15 protein-coding genes are annotated in these 15,380 nt (G+C 68.1%); 3 read left to right on the plus strand and 12 right to left on the minus strand.

The window, feature by feature from the left end; translation table 11 throughout:
* Window positions 1-9: 9 nt before the first annotated feature.
* The 6 genes from ACW17Z_RS00095 to ACW17Z_RS00120 form a co-directional block, all read right to left on the minus strand.
* Complete coding sequence (locus ACW17Z_RS00095) at window positions 10-759, minus strand: nucleotidyltransferase family protein (protein ID WP_492057139.1); 750 nt, start codon at window positions 757-759, stop codon at window positions 10-12.
* The gene (locus ACW17Z_RS00100; protein ID WP_492057141.1) at window positions 756-1,907 is read right to left on the minus strand and encodes a dATP pyrophosphohydrolase; all 1,152 of its coding nucleotides are present in this window, start codon (window positions 1,905-1,907) and stop codon (window positions 756-758) included. The genes ACW17Z_RS00095 and ACW17Z_RS00100 overlap by 4 nt, the downstream gene beginning before the upstream one ends.
* The gene (locus ACW17Z_RS00105) at window positions 1,907-2,968 is read right to left on the minus strand and encodes an LptF/LptG family permease (protein ID WP_492057142.1); all 1,062 of its coding nucleotides are present in this window, start codon (window positions 2,966-2,968) and stop codon (window positions 1,907-1,909) included. Before ACW17Z_RS00105 ends, ACW17Z_RS00100 begins: the two co-directional genes overlap by 1 nt.
* Window positions 2,965-4,131, minus strand: a complete 1,167-nt coding sequence (locus ACW17Z_RS00110; protein ID WP_492058565.1) for an LptF/LptG family permease — start codon at window positions 4,129-4,131, stop codon at window positions 2,965-2,967. The genes ACW17Z_RS00105 and ACW17Z_RS00110 overlap by 4 nt, the downstream gene beginning before the upstream one ends.
* A 26-nt stretch (window positions 4,132-4,157) precedes the next feature.
* Entirely contained in the window at window positions 4,158-4,595 is a 438-nt protein-coding gene (locus tag ACW17Z_RS00115) for an HIT family protein (protein ID WP_492057143.1), read from the minus strand.
* Window positions 4,596-4,674: 79 nt separating this feature from the next.
* Window positions 4,675-5,568 (minus strand): metallophosphoesterase family protein, encoded by an 894-nt coding sequence (locus ACW17Z_RS00120; protein WP_492057144.1) that lies wholly within the window; start codon window positions 5,566-5,568, stop codon window positions 4,675-4,677.
* Window positions 5,569-5,727: 159 nt separating this feature from the next.
* Here ACW17Z_RS00120 and ACW17Z_RS00125 point away from each other — a divergent pair, with 159 nt between their 5' ends.
* The 3 genes from ACW17Z_RS00125 to ACW17Z_RS00135 are packed head-to-tail and all read left to right on the plus strand — an operon-like array spanning window position 5,728 to window position 8,617.
* Entirely contained in the window at window positions 5,728-6,774 is a 1,047-nt protein-coding gene (locus ACW17Z_RS00125; RefSeq protein WP_492058566.1) for a CDP-alcohol phosphatidyltransferase family protein, read from the plus strand.
* Entirely contained in the window at window positions 6,774-7,691 is a 918-nt protein-coding gene (locus tag ACW17Z_RS00130; RefSeq protein ID WP_492057145.1) for a diacylglycerol/lipid kinase family protein, read from the plus strand. Before ACW17Z_RS00125 ends, ACW17Z_RS00130 begins: the two co-directional genes overlap by 1 nt.
* Entirely contained in the window at window positions 7,688-8,617 is a 930-nt protein-coding gene (locus ACW17Z_RS00135; protein ID WP_419321240.1) for a hypothetical protein, read from the plus strand. The genes ACW17Z_RS00130 and ACW17Z_RS00135 overlap by 4 nt, the downstream gene beginning before the upstream one ends.
* Before the next feature lie 21 nt (window positions 8,618-8,638).
* On the opposite strand, the gene spt is transcribed toward ACW17Z_RS00135, so the two are convergent.
* The 6 genes from spt to ACW17Z_RS00165 all read right to left on the minus strand — a co-directional run bounded on the left by spt (window position 8,639) and on the right by ACW17Z_RS00165 (window position 15,373).
* Complete coding sequence (gene spt, locus ACW17Z_RS00140; protein ID WP_419321241.1) at window positions 8,639-9,856, minus strand: serine palmitoyltransferase; 1,218 nt, start codon at window positions 9,854-9,856, stop codon at window positions 8,639-8,641.
* A 2-nt stretch (window positions 9,857-9,858) separates the two neighbouring features.
* A complete protein-coding gene (locus ACW17Z_RS00145) occupies window positions 9,859-10,110 on the minus strand; it encodes an acyl carrier protein (protein ID WP_492057146.1) in 252 nt (83 codons plus the stop codon).
* A gap of 91 nt (window positions 10,111-10,201) precedes the next feature.
* On the minus strand, window positions 10,202-11,146 hold the full coding sequence (locus tag ACW17Z_RS00150; RefSeq protein ID WP_492057147.1) for an NAD-dependent epimerase/dehydratase family protein: 945 nt from the start codon (window positions 11,144-11,146) through the stop codon (window positions 10,202-10,204).
* A 2-nt stretch (window positions 11,147-11,148) separates the two neighbouring features.
* Entirely contained in the window at window positions 11,149-12,852 is a 1,704-nt protein-coding gene (locus tag ACW17Z_RS00155) for a fatty acyl-AMP ligase (protein WP_492058567.1), read from the minus strand.
* 2 nt (window positions 12,853-12,854) lie between these two features.
* The gene (locus ACW17Z_RS00160; RefSeq protein WP_492057148.1) at window positions 12,855-14,213 is read right to left on the minus strand and encodes a lipopolysaccharide biosynthesis protein; all 1,359 of its coding nucleotides are present in this window, start codon (window positions 14,211-14,213) and stop codon (window positions 12,855-12,857) included.
* On the minus strand, window positions 14,210-15,373 hold the full coding sequence (locus ACW17Z_RS00165) for a CDP-glycerol glycerophosphotransferase family protein (RefSeq protein WP_492057149.1): 1,164 nt from the start codon (window positions 15,371-15,373) through the stop codon (window positions 14,210-14,212). Before ACW17Z_RS00165 ends, ACW17Z_RS00160 begins: the two co-directional genes overlap by 4 nt.
* Window positions 15,374-15,380: the final 7 nt, after the last annotated feature.

A 15,380-nucleotide genomic window follows, 5' to 3' on the forward strand; every position in this document is an offset into this window, starting at 1 on the left:
CGCCTCTGTTCAGCGCTCCACGATCGTCCTGACCAGATCCAGGTCCGACGGCTTGTCGACATCTACCGCCGCCAGGCCGTAGGACGAGCGCACGATAGCGGCCTTGACGCCGGCGGCCCGGCCTAGACGCTCCAGCGTCTCGTCGATGGTCATCAGGCCCAGCACGTAGCGGCCCAGCATCACCGGGCCGAGCAGGGCGGCGATCTTCCAGGGTTGCTTGCGCAGGCTCTCGGCCTTGCGCCAGAAGGCCACGGCGTTGAGGGCGGTCTCGTTGCGCAGCAGGAACAGGTTGCAGCCTGAATAGCCGCCGTCCTTGAACCGCCAGTAGGTCCGCTTGGTCTCCGGCGCCGCCGCGCGGACGACAGCCTCCGGCGCCATCAGGACGGCGAAGTCGCAGTCGGCCGGGGCCTTGGCCAGGAACTCGGTGATCCATTCCGGCTGCAGCAGGGCATGGTCGACGGTCGTGACCAGCAGCGGCGTGCCCATGATGCTGGCGCCGTCATGAACGCTCTGGCTGGGACCGCCGGCGGCGGGCAGGGGAGACGCCTTTGCGACGCCCGCCAGCGCCTCCACCAGCGCGATATCCGAGGTCGAGACCCCGATCCGCGTCGCGCCGGCCTGGTCAAGGGCCCGCAGGACGCGGGTCAGCAGGGTCTCGCCGCCCAGCACGATCAGGCCCTTGTGGCTGACGCCGGCATAGTCGGCGACCGGATCGATCCCGCCGCGCGAACCCGCCAGAACCAGAGCCTGGAAGCTCACAACGCCTTCTCGTAGAGGCGATAGGTCTTGTAGATCGTCGCGCCCATGGCTTCGGAAATCCGCCGCATCGGCATGTTCTCTTCCAGAACCCACGAGAACTCGAACTTCGTATAGCCCAGGGCCAGCGAGGCGTTACGGCCGGCGTTCATCAGGTGGAAGGGCAGCAGCTGGCCGCGCATGGTGTCGGCGAACTTGCGCTTCACGCCCATCAGCGGCACCCGCGCCGACTTCACGCCCCTGACCTTCAGCCGCCACAGCAGCTTGGCCCAGCCGAACGGCAGCAGCTTGCCCTTCAGGTCGCGGATGGCCTCGTTGACGTTGGGCAGCAGCACGATGAAGCCAGCAGGCTCGCCGTCGATCTCGGCGAACAGGGTCATCTTCTTTTCGATGACGGGTTTGAGGGCCTTGGCCAGTTGGCGGGTCTCGGCCTCGGTGGTGGGCACAAAGCCCCAGTTACCGGCCCAGGCGTCATTGAGGATCGCCGTCAGCGAGACGACCTCCTCGTCATAGCGGCTCATGTCCAGCTCGCGCAGCACCACGCCGTCTGGCAGGCCGCGCTTCACCCGGCGCACCACCACGGCCGGCAGATCGGCGGTCGGGTCGCACAGATAGGCGTAGACGTCCTTGGCCTTGGCATAGCCCTGCTGCTCGACCCGGCCGCCGGTATAGGCCGGGTCGTGGCCCATCATCACCATGGGCGGGCTGTCAAAGCCGTCGACCAGCAGGCCGACCTCCTCGTTGATCGACAGGTTGAACGGACCCAGGGCCGTCGTGCAGGCGCGGTCGCGCAGCCAGTCCTCGGCGGCGCGGAACAGCACCTTGAAGACGGCGGGATCATCCTCGGCGGCGATCAGGCCGAAATTGCCGGTCTTCTGGCCTTCCGCCTGCGGGGCCAGGGCGTCGATCTGGGCGCTGATCCGGCCGACGTCGCGCCCCCCGCGCACGGCCAGGAACAGCTGCACCTCGGCATGCTCGAAGAACGGATTGGTCTTGGGCGACAGGGCCTCGGACCGCTCCATCATCAGGGGCGTGATCCAGTTGGGATCGCCGGCATTGAGGCGCGCCGGCAGCTTGATGAACCGCTCCAGCTCGGCCGGGGTGCTGACCGGGATGACCCGAAGGTCGGCGTCTTGGGAGTCGAACGGCATCAGCCCTCCAGATTGATCAGGGCGTTGATCGCCAGGGCGCCAAAGATCACCGGGCCGCCCCAGACGGCCAGAATCGGCGAGATCGCACCGCTTTCGCCCAGCGCCGACAGCAGGCCGTCGACAACCAGGAACACCAGGCCAGACGCCAGACCCACGGTCAGCAGCACAGCGCCCTGCCGGCTGCGGAAGTTGGCCAGCGCCACCGGCGCGCTCAGCAACAGCATGATCAGCGCCCCGAACGGGCCGGCATAGGCGCCCAGCAGGCGGGTCTCGTAGTAGCTGGGCGGCCGATCAGTGCCGCCATTGAGCAGGGCGCGCCGGGCCGAGCCCGCCGACGGCGCGGGATTGTCCGAGAACAGGGCCTGGACGTCCAAGGGCCGCAGGGGCGAGGGCCAGGTTATCTGGCTGGTGGTGACGGTGTCGACGCGTTGGCCGGAAAAGCGGGTTGTCACCGCTTGGGACAGGTTCCAGTCCTTGCCGGCAAAGGTCGCGGCGGGGGCGTCCACCCGCTCGATCAGGCGGCCGGTCTCGTCACGGCGGTAGATCCTGACGGCTTGCAGGGCGCGGCCGTTTGGCGCGGCGCTGGCGGCGATCACCAGATCGTCGCCGACCCGGAAACTGACGGGGCCGGTGGCCTTGCGGTCGGCGGCGGGGGTGTGGGCTTCCCACCAGGCGTCGAGGATCGGGTCCGTGCGCGGGGCGATCACCTGGGCGCAGGTGAAATCCAGCAGCATCATCGCCACCGCGGCCGGGGCGGCCATGGCCACGATGCGGTAGGCCGAGATTCCCGCCGCGCGCATGGCGATAATGGCGCTCTCGCGGGCCAGTTGCGAGAATGCGAACAGGCCGCCGGCCAGCACGCTGATCGGCGCGATCTGCTCGATCAGCCGCGGGGCGCGCAGGGCGGCGTAGTACAGCACCCCGCCCACGCCCAGCCCCCGGTCGAGGATGTCGGTGGTGACTTCCAGCAGGTCCAGGACCTGCAGGATGCCCATCAGGACAGCGGCGGCGCTCAGGATGCGGCTGGCCGCGACGCCCAGAACATAACGCTGAAGTCTCATGACGCGGCCTGACGGCGAGGAGCGACCATACGAACGGCCCGGTCGATCGTTTCGCCGATCCGGCGGACCAAGCGGCTGATGGGTGTATCGCCGGGCCGCTTGCGACTGCCCATGAACATCCAGACGCTGAAGCCGGTGAAGACCAGGAACGGTCCCCAGATCGCCAGCAGGGCATTGGCCTTGCCGGCCTCGGCCAGGCTCTGGCCCAGCAGCAGCGAATGCTGGAAGGCCAGCAGCAGCACGCCGGCCACGATCAGGCCCGGGGTGCGGTTGCCGCGCTTGGCGGCCAGGCCTAGCGGGAAGGCCAGCAGCGGCAGGAAGGGCAGGAAGGCGGCCCGGGCCAGCCGGCCATAGAGCTCGGCCAGCAGGGTCGGCTTGGGCAGGATGGAGGTGTTGGACGCGGCCTGCCGGGCCAGTTCGTTCAGGGTCAGCTCGCGCTCGTCGCCGCCGCGCGCCCGCAGCAGGGTGGCGGCGCCGGCCAGGGGCATCTCGGTGATGAACTGGTCGAAGGCCAGGGTGCGGTAACCGCCGGCCGCGTCCAGGCCGATCCGCTGGCCGCGTCGCAGCAGCAGGGTGACCTTGTCGCCGCCCGGGCTGGCGCTGAGCGTGGCGGTCTGGGCGGTGATCACTTCTTCGCGGCCCTTGTCGTCGAGGCGGCGGATAAAGATGCGCGTCAGGCTTTGGCCGGCCGGGTCGGCGCCGTCGGCCGTCATCAGCAGGTTGTCCTCGTCGATGAAGGCGCCGCCCGAAAGCCGCCCGTTCCAGCCGGCGTTGACGGCCGCGTGCATCACCGAGCGATAGGCGTAGCGGCTGTAGGGCTGGCTGTAGCCGAACAGGGCCACGCTGAAGAGGCTGAGAAACAGGCCCACGCAGACGAAGGGAATGGCGATGCGGCTCAGCGACTGTCCGCTGGCCAGCAGGGCGTCGATCTCCGAGCCGTCCGACAGCTTGGTGATGACGATGAACAGGGCCACGAAGAAGGCCACCGGCAGGGCCAGGCCCAGATAGTGCGGCACCAGATTGGCGGCCAGTTCGGTGACATAGCCAAAGCGGGCGCTGCTCTGTGACAGGGCGTCGAGCAGGCGCAGGACCCGCTCCAGCAACAGGGCGACCACGGTGACACCCAGGCAGCCGACCATCGGCCAGGCCACCAGCTTGAGCATGTAGCGGTCAATCAGACGCAGATTGATCACGCCGCCGACCAGTCCCTGGCCAGCAGGGACGCCAGGGCCGCGGCGCTCGGCGAATCCAGATCCACGGTCGCGCCCAGGGCCGGGGCGGCGGGCCAGCCGGCATCGGCGAAGCTGCGCCCCTCGTGGACTCGCGCGCCTTCGTATCGGGGGATGACGTGGAAGTGCACGTCGCGGTCGACCATCATCAGCATCAGATAGTTGATCTTCTCGTAGGCCACGAACCTGCCCAGCAATCGCTCGATTCCGTCGATCGCCACCTTCAAATCAGCGAAGGCGGCGGGGCTGAGCTGAGAGAAGGCTTCCGCCGCTTCCTTGCATACGAGGACCAGGGCCCCAAGCGTTGGCTGCTTGGGACGAACCAGAACAAGCCAGTGGTCGGTTTCGGCCACCCTGGTGTCGGGGTAGCCAAAGTTCACGGCGGTTGGATTGGTCATGTGCGGGCTCTTCCCGTGGCGTCGCGCGCCGCCGATTCACAATAGGGACGCGGGCTTTTTCATGGAAGTGCGATCAGCACTAGGCCAGCACGTACCGGCCCAGCTCCGCCACATGTCCCGTTTGCGGATCCAGTCCGCGCGCGATGACCCGAACAGACACCGCCTCGGCGCCATCGCGCAGGATCTCGATGGCGTGCCAACGCGCGGCCGGGTGCTTGCCCCGTCCCAGGGCCGAGGCCGAGGGCACGCCCAGGACGGGGATCGCCGCGCCGTCCGGACCCGGCGTGGTCGCCACCAGCCCCTCGTGAGCGTGGCCGTGCAGCACCAGATCGACGCCCTGGCGGGCCAGGATCGCACCCAGGCCCTCCCGGTCGTCCAGCGACTTGCGCCTTGAAACGGCGCCCGGGGTCGGCGGGTGGTGGATCAGGACCACCCGGAACAGGTCGCGATGAGCGGGGTCGGCCAGCAGGGCCTCCAGCCGCGTCAGCTGCGCCTGACCCAACCGGCCGGTCGCCAGATGCGGCGCGGTGGGGATGGCCGAGCACAGATTGATGATCGCCACACCGTCGCGGATCCGAAGCCTGGGAAAAGCGACTTCGTCGCCGTCGCCCAGCCAGTCCGACCAGGCGGCGAATCGTTCGGGTCCAATTGCGCCGACCAGGGCGTCATGGTTGCCCGGGCTCAGAGTGATCCCATCTGACGCACCAAGGCCGTTCAGCCACTGGCGCGCGGCCTCGACCTCAACGGTGGAGGCGAAATTGGTCAGATCGCCGGTGACGGCGATGTGGTCGGGCGCATAGGTCTTGATGTCGGCGACCAGGGCGGCCAGCACGTCGGGCTGATGCTCCTTGTGCTTGCGCCGCCAGGCGATGCGGCTGAGCAAACGCTTGGAGGCGAGGTCCCGCCAGCCGAACGCCCCTGCGGGTGGCGGCAGATGCGGGTCGGAAAGGTGGGCTATGCGGAATATCGACAAGTCAGAATCGCGCTTTTTGGCCATAAACGAAACGAAGCTGCTTATCATTCGCCACGAATTTCCAGGGGTTCTCGCACATTGACCGGCGGAAGTAATCAGGGCGGCGACGCCAGGCAGGCGGCGATCACGGTCGGCCAGGCGTCCACGCGCATCTGGGGCATGACCTCGGCCCAGCGCCTGTCGCGGATCTATGGCCGCGTGGGGCTGAGCGAAGTCACGCGCGAAACGGCGCCCGCCAACGGCGACGTGGTGGTGGTCGACGCCGGATGGGTGTTCGATGAGGCGCTGATCCGCGCCCTGGCGGGACGGCCCGGCGTGGCGCTGATCGACGAGAGCGGCCGCGTCGTGGCGTTCAACCTGCCGGCCGATCGCGTGCTTGCGGTCGGTGAGGACCTTTCTGCTGTGGTCGGTGAGGCCCCGCGTCTGACAGCCATGGAACTGGGCTCGGCCTATAACAGCGAGCTGCGCAAGCGCGAGCCGCCGGTGCTGGAGCGCCTGACGCCCGAGACGGTCGACGCGGTCGAGAAGCGGTTGTTCAAGGGCTCGTACAAGGGCGTCACGGACCTCGTGACAAAATATGTCTGGCCCGCGCCCGCCCGGGTCGTCACCCGCTGGTGCGCCCTTGCCAAGATCACGCCCAACCAGGTCACCTTCGCCAGCTTCCTGATGGTGCTGGCCGCCTTCTGGCTGTTCTGGACCGGCCAGTACGGCCTGGGTCTGGTCTGCGCCTGGATCATGACCTTCCTGGACACCGTCGATGGCAAGCTGGCCCGGGTGACCCTGACCTCGTCCAAGTGGGGCAATGTCTTCGACCACGGCATCGACCTGATCCACCCGCCGTTCTGGTGGTGGGCCTGGTTTGTCGGCCTGGGCGCTCTGGGCTTCACCGTGCCGCACGGCGGGTTGCTGCTGGCCATCGTGGTGGGCGGCTATGTGGCCCAGCGGGTGGAGGAGGGGATCTTCCTGTCGCTGTTCAAGGTCGAGATGCACGCCTGGCGGCCGTTCGACAGCTTCTTCCGGCTGATCACCGCGCGGCGGAACCCCAACCTGCTGTTCATGACCGCGACCACCCTGGTCGGCCGGCCTGACATCGGCTTCGTGCTGGTGGCGGCCTGGACGGCGATCTGCTTCGTCGTGCACGCCAGCCAGATCGTGCAGGGCCTGCTCACGCCCAAGGGCGGCGTCACCTCCTGGCTGTCGCGCTGATGAAGGTCGGCGTCGTCCACAATCCGCGCAGCCACGCCAATATGGGGCGCAGCGCGGAGTACTGGGCTCCGGATGATGTGATGCTGGTGCGGCCGGCCACGCGCGAGGCGCTGGAGGTCGACCTGATAGCCTTCGCGGCGCGCGGCGTTGAGCTGCTGGTCATCGACGGCGGCGACGGCACGATCCGTGACGTGCTGAGCCTTCTGCCGCGGGCCTTTGGCCAGGCGTCCCCGCTGATCATTCTGTTGCCGTCCGGAAAGACCAATGTTCTGGCCATTGACCTGGGCGTTCGACGGGGCTGGACGCTGCACGAAGCGCTGATTGCGGCGCGCTCGCCCAAGGCGGTGATCAAGTATCGCGCGCCGCTGGAAGTGTCCTGGGACGATGGCCGGGCGGCCATGAGCGGCTTTGTGTTCGGGCTCGGCGCGTTCGTGCGGGCCACCAAGATGTCCAAGAGCGTCAACCGGATGGGGGCGTTTCACGGCCTATCCGTGGGCCTGACCCTTGTCGGTGCGGCGACGGGCGCGCTGTTTGGCGGCGCGCGCGACCACTGGCGCGAGGGGGTGCCGGTCGAGCTGTCCATCGACGGGGAGCCGGCCCCCAAGGGCAACCGCTTCCTGTTGATGGCGACGACCCTGAAGCGCCTGCCCCTGGGCATCAAACCGTTCGGGCCGCCCCGGGAGGGCCTCAAGGCGCTGGACGTCGACGCCCAGCCTCAGCGGCTGCTATCGGCCTTGATCACCCTGCTGGGCGGCGGAGATGCGCCATGGCTGGCAAGGCAGGGCTATCGCCGCGGAGATGCAAAGTCCCTGCGCATTCAGACCTGCGACGCGTTTGTGCTCGACGGCGAGGTCTATGAAGGATCGGGCGGCCTGACCGTCTCTCTTGGGCCTACCCTGCGGTTCCTGGCGTCATGACCAGCCCCGTGCTGGCGATGGTCGAGGCCGAGTTGCGCGCCCCTGCGCCGCCGCATGCCGTCGCCTTCGCCCGCCAGTTGGTCTCTGCGTTTGAAAATCCCGTGGCCGTGCTGTTCTACGGCTCGGTTCTGCGCACGGGCGACCTCGACGGCGTCATGGATTTCTATGTGCTGACCAGCCAGGCCCGACGCGGCTGGCGCGGTGTGGTCGCCCGCAAGCTTTGGCCGGACGTCAGCTATCACGAGGTCGAGCACCAGGGCCGAACCCTGCGCGCCAAGGTCGCGTCGATGACTCTGGCCCAGTTCGCTCTGGCGGCGCGGGGACGTGAGATCGACACCACGATCTGGACGCGTTTCGTCCAGCCCTCGGCCCTGGTCTGGTCCTCGAGCGCCGAGATCGAACCGGTCGTGATCAACGCCGTAGCCGAGGCCGCCCACTCGGCCGCGCGGTTCGCGGCGGCGCTGGGGCCTGTCGAGGGCCCGTCAGAGGCCTATTGGTCGGCCCTGTTCCAGCAGACCTACAAGGCCGAGTTCCGCGTCGAGCGCGGCGGTCGTGAGCAGTCGATCCTGGCCTTCGACGCCGAGCGCTATGATCGTCTGCTGGTCGCCTGCTGGCGCGAACAGGGCCTTTTGGACATTCTCGCGCCCGGATCCGTCCAGCCCAATCTGACCGAAGAGGCGCGGTCCCGTTTCGGGCGCGCCTGGCAGGTGCGGCGGCGGATGGGCAAGTCGCTGAACGTCGCCCGTCTGATCAAGGCCGCCTTCACCTTCGAGGGCGCCGCCCGCTATGCGGCGTGGAAGATCGAGCGTCACACGGGCGTGCCGGTGCCGTTGACGCCGTGGCGCGAGAAGCACCCGGTGCTGGCCGCGCCGGGCGTGCTGTGGGACCTGTGGCGCGCCCAGAAGGCGCGAAAGGCCGAGGCTTAGCCGCCCCGGCCTTCGGCGGCGTCAGGCGGAAACGCGCTGGCGCTGGTTGTCGATTACACCCATCGCGGCGCCGACGCTGGCGAACACGGACAGGACCTTTTCAATCTGCTCGTCGGTATGGGCGGCGCTGACGCTGGTGCGCAGCAGCGGACGGCTGTCGGGCGTGGCCGGCGGCAGGGCCAGGTTCAGATAGACGCCGTTCTGTAGCAGGGCGTTCCACATGCCGATCGCGCGTTCCTGATCGGGCATGGTGATGGCGACGATCGGGCTGGCGGTCGGGCCGGTCTGGAAGCCCAGCTCGGTCAGGCCGTCATAGAGGCGACGGGCGTTGGCCATCAGGCGATGGCGCAGTTCAGGCATTTCTTCCAGGCGCCGCAGCGCGACCAGGGTCGAGCTGACCACGGCCGGCGGCAGCGAGGCGGTGAACATGTAGGGACGGCAGACGACGCGCATGACGTCGAAGTCGTCCATGTTGCTCACGCAGAAGCCGCCGATGGCGCCCAGGCTCTTGGAGAAGGTGCCGACCACGAAGTCGACATCGTCCTCGACGCCTTCCTGTTCGGCCAGGCCGCGCCCGTTCTCGCCCAGCACACCCATCGAGTGGGCTTCATCGACCAGCAGGTAGCCGCCCAGTTCGCGCTTCACAGCGGCGATTTCCTTGAGCGGCGCGGTGTCGCCGATCATCGAATAGATGCCTTCGACCACGATCAGGCGCTCGCCGGGCATGTCCTTCATGCGGCGCAGGCGCTTGTAGAGGTCTTCGGGGTCGTTGTGGCGGAAGCGGATGACCTCAGCGTGGCCAAGGCGCGAACCGTCATAGATGCTGGCGTGGCTGTCGGCGTCCAGGATCAGGTGGTCGCCGCGACCCACCAGGGTCGACAGAACGCCCAGATTGGCCTGATAGCCGGTGGTGAACACCATGGCGTGCTTGCGACGATAGAACTTGGCCAGGGCCTGCTCGAGTTCGACATGGGCTTCGAAGCTGCCGTTGGCGATCCGCGAACCGGTCGTTCCGGTGCCCCGCTCCTGCACCGCCTTGACCGAGGCCGCGATGCTTTCGGCGTCGAAGGTCAGGCCAAGATAGTTGTTGGTGCCCAGCAGGATCGTGGGGCGGCCGTCGATAACGCCCTCGGTCGGTGAAACTACCGCATCGAGTCGGACGTTGAAGGGATCAGCCCCGGCCGCCCGGATCGCTTGATAGGCATCGCGGTAGCCGAGATGTTTGTCGAACAGCCCCATAGTTATCCCTTATTCCGAAGATCTTTTATCAGATTGGACAAGTCGCCCACCGTCTCGACCGAGGCCAGATGATCAAGCGGGATCGAGATGTCGAACGCGTCTTCCAGCTCCATGATGATGTTCATCAGAGCCAGGGAGTCGACCTGAAGGTCACGGCCGATATGCGTCTCGTCGGAAACCTCAACGGTGCGTCCCAGCACCGAGGACGTCGCCAGGCCGATTTCACGCAAGGTAAGATCTGTAACCGCTTTCATATCGACTCGCTGAAACCCCCGTTAGCGGGTCTGACTGGCTCCAATTGTAACAGCCTCATTGTCGGATTTCTGTCAAAATTGGCTGCTACAATCAGTCCATAGAAACTAAAAATCCCTTTGCGCGGTACCATTGCACGCTTTGGGCGAAACCTGAGTCGATCCCGTATCGCGGAGCGATAGCTCTGGGAAGACTTTCGCTTTCTGAGACGCTCCAATCCAAATGGAGCATTTCGCGCGCTTTGCTAGTCGTGAAAATCGAAATCTTCCCATTGGCGAGTGATACGCCTTCGGACAGTTGCGCCAGGGCGCTGATGAGCCACGTGGGCACGCGGGCGATGTAGGGCGCTTTGCCCACCGCGCGCGCGGCCGCAGTCATCACCTCGGTCCAGCTGTATCCATCCGTGCGCGCGTCCGACAGGGCGAAGACCCCAGACCGGTGATCGATGGCCAGACCCGCGATCGCGGCGACGGCGTCCTCGACATGGATCATGGCGATCCGGGCGGCGGGATCGAGCGCCGGCAGGAACGGCGCGGTCTGGGCCGCCTTGAACAGGCCCAGGGTTTCCATGTCGCCTGGCCCATAGATGGCCGGCGGGCGGACGATGGTCAGGCTGTCGCCGATCACCTCTCGCGCCGCCTCCTCGCCGCCGCGCTTGCTGGCGGCATAGTCCGACAGCGACGGCTCCCGCGCCGCCAGGCTGGAGACGAGCACGAGCCGCGCGCCGGCGGCCCGTGCGGCCAGGGCCACGTCCCTGGAGCCGTCAACATTGGTGCGATCAAAGTCCGCCCGCGATCGCGCCTTGATCAGGCCCGCGACATGGATGACCAGGGTCGCGCCCGCGCAGAGCCGGTCCAGGGCGGCGCGATCCGAAAGGCCGCCGATGACGATCCGGGGCTCCAGCCCCTGCCAGTCCGGATCGATGATGTCGCGACGGGACAGGACCCGCACGGTCCAGTCGTCCGCAACCAGGGCGCGGACAAGGTGACGGCCCAGGAAGCCGGTGGCGCCGGTGACCGCAACGACACCCCGGCTCATGGTCAGGCGCGCTCGGCGTAGGCGCCTGCCAGGAAGGCCGCCTTGGCCTTGGAGCGGCTCAGCTTGCCTGACGAGGTCTGGGGCAGGGCGTGGGCGCCGACCAGATGCACCTGGGTCTCGACGCTGTGGCGCAGGCGCAGGACCGTGGCGACCTGTTCGGCCAGGGCCTTGCGGGTCTCGGGATCGCCGCCGCGCGCCTGGACCAGGACGACCACGACCTCCTCGCCTTCGCCGGGCGTGGAGAAGGCGGCGACGTCACCGCTGCGCAGGCTCTCGATCTCGGCCTCGGCGGTCCATTCCAGGTCCTGCGGCCAGATGTTGCGGCCGTTGAGGATGATCAGATCCTTGCCGCGCCCGGTGATGACGATCTCGCCGTCGATCAGATAGCCAAGGTCGCCGGTGTCCAGCCAGCCATCGGCCGACAGCACGCGGGCGGTCTCTTCGGGCTGCTCGAAATATTCCCGCATCAGGCTGGGCCCGCGGGCGTAGATCCGGCCCACGCCTCGCTCGGGCAAGGCCGCGCCGTCCTGGCCCCGGACTTCCAGCTCATGGTGCGGCAGGACGGGGCCGTTGCGGGCGAAGTCGCGGGCGCGATCGGTGTCGGTGGTGATGACCGCCAGGCCCTGTTCCAACTTCTCGACGTCCAGGGTCTCGACCTTCAGGCCCTGACCCAGCGGCGACATCGACAGGGCCAGGGTGGCCTCGGCCATGCCGTAGCTGGCGACAAAGGCGCTTTCGGAGAAGCCCACGGCCTTGAAGCGCTCGGCGAAGGCGCGCAGCGGGCCGGTGCGGATCATGTCGCCGCCCAGGCCGGCGCTGCGCCAGCCCGACAGGTTCAGGTGCTCGATCGAAGCGGCCTCGGCGCGGCGGGCGCACAGCTCATAGCCGAAGGTCGGGCTGTAGCTGATGGTGCCGCCGTTCTTGGTCATCAGGTCCAGCCACATCAGCGGCCGGCGCACGAAGGCTCCGGTCGGCAGCAGGTCGACCGTCATCTGGCTGGTCATGGGGCTCAGCAGAAAGCCGATCAGACCCATGTCGTGATAGAGCGGCAGCCAAGAGATGGCGCGGTCGGTGGGGCGAACCTGCAGGCCGTCGCGGGTGATGGCCTGGGCGTTGGCCATCAGGGCGCGATGGGTGACCACCACGCCGGTCGGGAAACGGGTGCTGCCCGACGAGAACTGCAGATAGCAGGTGCGATCAGGCGCGATGATCGGCAGCTCGGCGCCAGCGGCGGGCGGGAGGTCGGCCAGGGTCCCGGCGAAGCTCAGCGGCTGTTTGGCGGCGATCTCGGGCAGCCAGGCGGCCATCGAGCTCGGGCCGATCAGGACCGAGGCCTTGGCCGAGGCCAGCATGCGGGCGATCTGCGCGATATAGGCCTCGCGACCGCCCAGCGGCGCGGGCAGGGGCAGGGGCGCGGGCGGCAGGCCGGCATACTGGCAGGCGAAGAAGGCGCGGACGAAGTCGGCGTCGGTTTCGGCGATCAGGCCGACGCTGTCGCCAGGCTTGGCCCCGGCGGCCAGCAGGCGCTGGGCCAGCTCCATCGCCTGTTCGCGCAGACGGGCATAGGGCAGGGCCTCGACCAGTTCGCCGCGCAGGGAATAGAGGTTCACACCCGTCTCGCCCTGAGCCGCGAAGTCGAGCGCGGCCGTCAGGGTGGGGAAGTCAGCGAAACGAACCGTTCGCGCGGCGCCAGTCGGAGTCATCATCATCACCTGCCGCCTTTGGCGTCGTTTGCGTCATCGGCGCAAGAGGGTTCGTTGTCACTGAGGACGGACGATCGCGCAAGTCGCACGCGGAGTGTCAGAAACATCCCGATGGCCATGGCGACGGCCGCCCCGACCAGCGCTGCGCCGGCGCCGTTCATGCCGAACATCTTGACCAGCGGCGCCAGCGCCAGAAGAAACACCACGCTGACCACCATCCGGACCCGCAAGGCGGCGCCCGCGGCGCGCATCGAGACCAGCATCGGCTCCAGGGGCAGGGCCAGCACGCCGATGGCGGCGGCGGTTACCTGCCAGGTCATCACGCTGGACGCCCCGACATAGGCCTCGCCCATGATCAGGCTCAGCAGGGGCTTGCCAAACAGGGTGGTGACCAGCAGCAGGAGACCGGCCACCGCGCCGCCCAGCAGGGCGACCTGCCCGGCCAGCTTGCGCATCGCCGCGTCGCCGCCGAGCGCGCGGAGCTTGGCCAGTTCGGGATAGAGGGCCGGGACCACCAGCCGGGCCGGCTTGGCCATGCCGTCGGCCACCTGCCGGCCGATTCGCCACAGCGCCGCCTGGGTGGGCCCCAGCAGTGAGCCGACCATCAGGGTGATGACGTGGGTGAAGGCCACATCCAGGCTGCTGCTGAAATTGGTCGCCCAGGCAAATTTCCACACCCCGGGCAGGCCTTCGCCCAAGGGGCCGATCAGCCTGAAGCCGTCGAGCATCCTGCGCTGGGCAAGCTCACGCCAGGCGATGGCGCCCACATAGAGGAACGATGCCAGCGGGCCGGCCGCCCAGGCCAGCAGGAACGCCCACAGCGGCGCGTGGAGGGCGAACGCGATGCCCGCGCCCACCAGCCGCACGATCGAGCTGACCGCCTGCTCGCCCGCCAGATAGCGGAACTTGTCGAACAGTCGCAGCAGGCCCACCGAGGTCGCCGAGGTCATCACCGCGATGGTCAGGGCGTAGAGCGCTGCGGCGGGCGCGAGCTCCCGCGACCAGCCCAGCAGCGAGCCGAACAGCAGGGCGCCGACCACGCCCAGCGTCACGCCGACCAGGCCGCTGCTCAGGTCCAGAAACAGCGAAAAGCGCACCACCTGCTGAAAGCCCTGGCGGTCGTTCTTGAGCAGGGGTTCGGCGCCATATTGCAGAACCGTCTGCCAGGACTGGAACTTGACCACCTCGCCCAGGAACTGGGCGAAGGTCGTGATCAGGTAGAGGACGCCCATCTGGGCCGGGTCCAGGCCCCGGGCGGTCAGGGCGATATAGGCCAGGCCGACAATGGCGTTGACCGTGCGGCCGCCCAGCAGGGTCCCGGCATTGGCCAGGACGCGGGCGAAGACGGAGCGCTCGGCGGTCATGCGGCTTTGGCGGTCCGCGCCAGCACGCGCTCGGCGATGGCGCGGGCGGCGCGTTCCGACGACGGCGTGGCCGTCAGGTCGAAGCTCTCGGCGAAGCCGCTCTTCTGGATCTCGACATAGTCGCCATGACCCAGACGGGCGGCCTCGACGGCGTCGGTCAGGTGATCGACCGAGGTCAGCACTGGGCCGTACTGCCAGTGGTGGAAGCTTTCATCGCCCTGCCAGGCGACCTGGCCGGGATTGAGAAACAGGCACGGCTTGGGAGTGCGCAGGAACTCATAGACCTGGCTGGAGACGTCGCCCAGATAGATGTCGGCCGCGCGGGTATAGGTCATGTCGATCGCGGCCGGACCGCCCAGGTCGATATGGATGCGCGGGTGATTTCGGAACGGCTCCAGGGCGGCCAGCATGGCCGGGCCGGCGCCGTCGAACAGCCGGATGTGCGGCGCGAAGATCAGGTTGAAGCGGTCATCGGCCGCGAACTGCTCCAGCACCCTGACGCCGAACTGCGGCCACGAGCCCAGCGTGGCGTGGAAGTGTGGATTGTAGACGACGATGGGTTTGGCGTCGGGGAAGGCCGGCATCGGCGAGCCGGGCAGGGCGTCGATGATGTCGAACTTGGGATAGCCGACCATGGCGCAGTTTTCCGGCTTCACCCAGCCGCCTTCGACCATGCGGTCGCGCTGCTTGGGACCGGCGGCCATGACCAGATCGAACAGGCGCAGCCGCGGCTCGAACACCCCGCCCCGGTCGCCCGCGCCGTGCTGGGTGTAGACCAGCATGGATTTGCGAACGCCGAACTTGCGCAGCAGGGCCGTGGTGCGCTCGGGCGTGACGATGGCGTCCATCTTGCCCAGAGCCATGGCGTTGGCGGCCAGCATCAGCGCCTTGGGCGGCGTCGAGGCCTCCTTCAGGCGCACCCGGCGCAGCCAGGCCGGCGGCAGCAGGCGCGAGGCGATGGGCGCGCCGCCAAGGGCGTCCAGAAGCTGGCGGGCGTAGTCGAGGTGTTCCTGGGTGGTGGCGGCGATCTCGACCTCGATCCCGGGCCAGCCCCTGGCCAGGGCGACAGCGATGGGCAGGCTGTGCAGGATCTGATGCGTCTGGGCGATGTAGAGAAAGCAGACCTTGGGCCTGGATGGCGCGGACCTGACGGGGCTCATGAGCGTT

The sequence above is a fragment of the Caulobacter sp. GSs2 genome, assembly GCF_058680895.1.

What these genes read in the sequence shown, in the direction of transcription:
- ACW17Z_RS00135 (WP_419321240.1), top strand. Translation starts at nt 7,688, where the DNA reads ATGACCAGCCCCGTGCTGGCGATGGTCGAGGCCGAGTTGCGCGCCCCT.
- ACW17Z_RS00125 (WP_492058566.1), top strand. Translation starts at nt 5,728, where the DNA reads ATGACCTCGGCCCAGCGCCTGTCGCGGATCTATGGCCGCGTGGGGCTG.
- ACW17Z_RS00155 (WP_492058567.1), bottom strand. Translation starts at nt 12,852, where the DNA reads ATGATGACTCCGACTGGCGCCGCGCGAACGGTTCGTTTCGCTGACTTC.
- ACW17Z_RS00150 (WP_492057147.1), bottom strand. Translation starts at nt 11,146, where the DNA reads ATGAGCCGGGGTGTCGTTGCGGTCACCGGCGCCACCGGCTTCCTGGGC.
- ACW17Z_RS00105 (WP_492057142.1), bottom strand. Translation starts at nt 2,968, where the DNA reads ATGAGACTTCAGCGTTATGTTCTGGGCGTCGCGGCCAGCCGCATCCTG.
- spt (WP_419321241.1), bottom strand. Translation starts at nt 9,856, where the DNA reads ATGGGGCTGTTCGACAAACATCTCGGCTACCGCGATGCCTATCAAGCG.
- ACW17Z_RS00165 (WP_492057149.1), bottom strand. Translation starts at nt 15,373, where the DNA reads ATGAGCCCCGTCAGGTCCGCGCCATCCAGGCCCAAGGTCTGCTTTCTC.
- ACW17Z_RS00100 (WP_492057141.1), bottom strand. Translation starts at nt 1,907, where the DNA reads ATGCCGTTCGACTCCCAAGACGCCGACCTTCGGGTCATCCCGGTCAGC.
- ACW17Z_RS00130 (WP_492057145.1), top strand. Translation starts at nt 6,774, where the DNA reads ATGAAGGTCGGCGTCGTCCACAATCCGCGCAGCCACGCCAATATGGGG.
- ACW17Z_RS00145 (WP_492057146.1), bottom strand. Translation starts at nt 10,110, where the DNA reads ATGAAAGCGGTTACAGATCTTACCTTGCGTGAAATCGGCCTGGCGACG.
- ACW17Z_RS00115 (WP_492057143.1), bottom strand. Translation starts at nt 4,595, where the DNA reads ATGACCAATCCAACCGCCGTGAACTTTGGCTACCCCGACACCAGGGTG.
- ACW17Z_RS00110 (WP_492058565.1), bottom strand. Translation starts at nt 4,131, where the DNA reads ATGCTCAAGCTGGTGGCCTGGCCGATGGTCGGCTGCCTGGGTGTCACC.
- ACW17Z_RS00160 (WP_492057148.1), bottom strand. Translation starts at nt 14,213, where the DNA reads ATGACCGCCGAGCGCTCCGTCTTCGCCCGCGTCCTGGCCAATGCCGGG.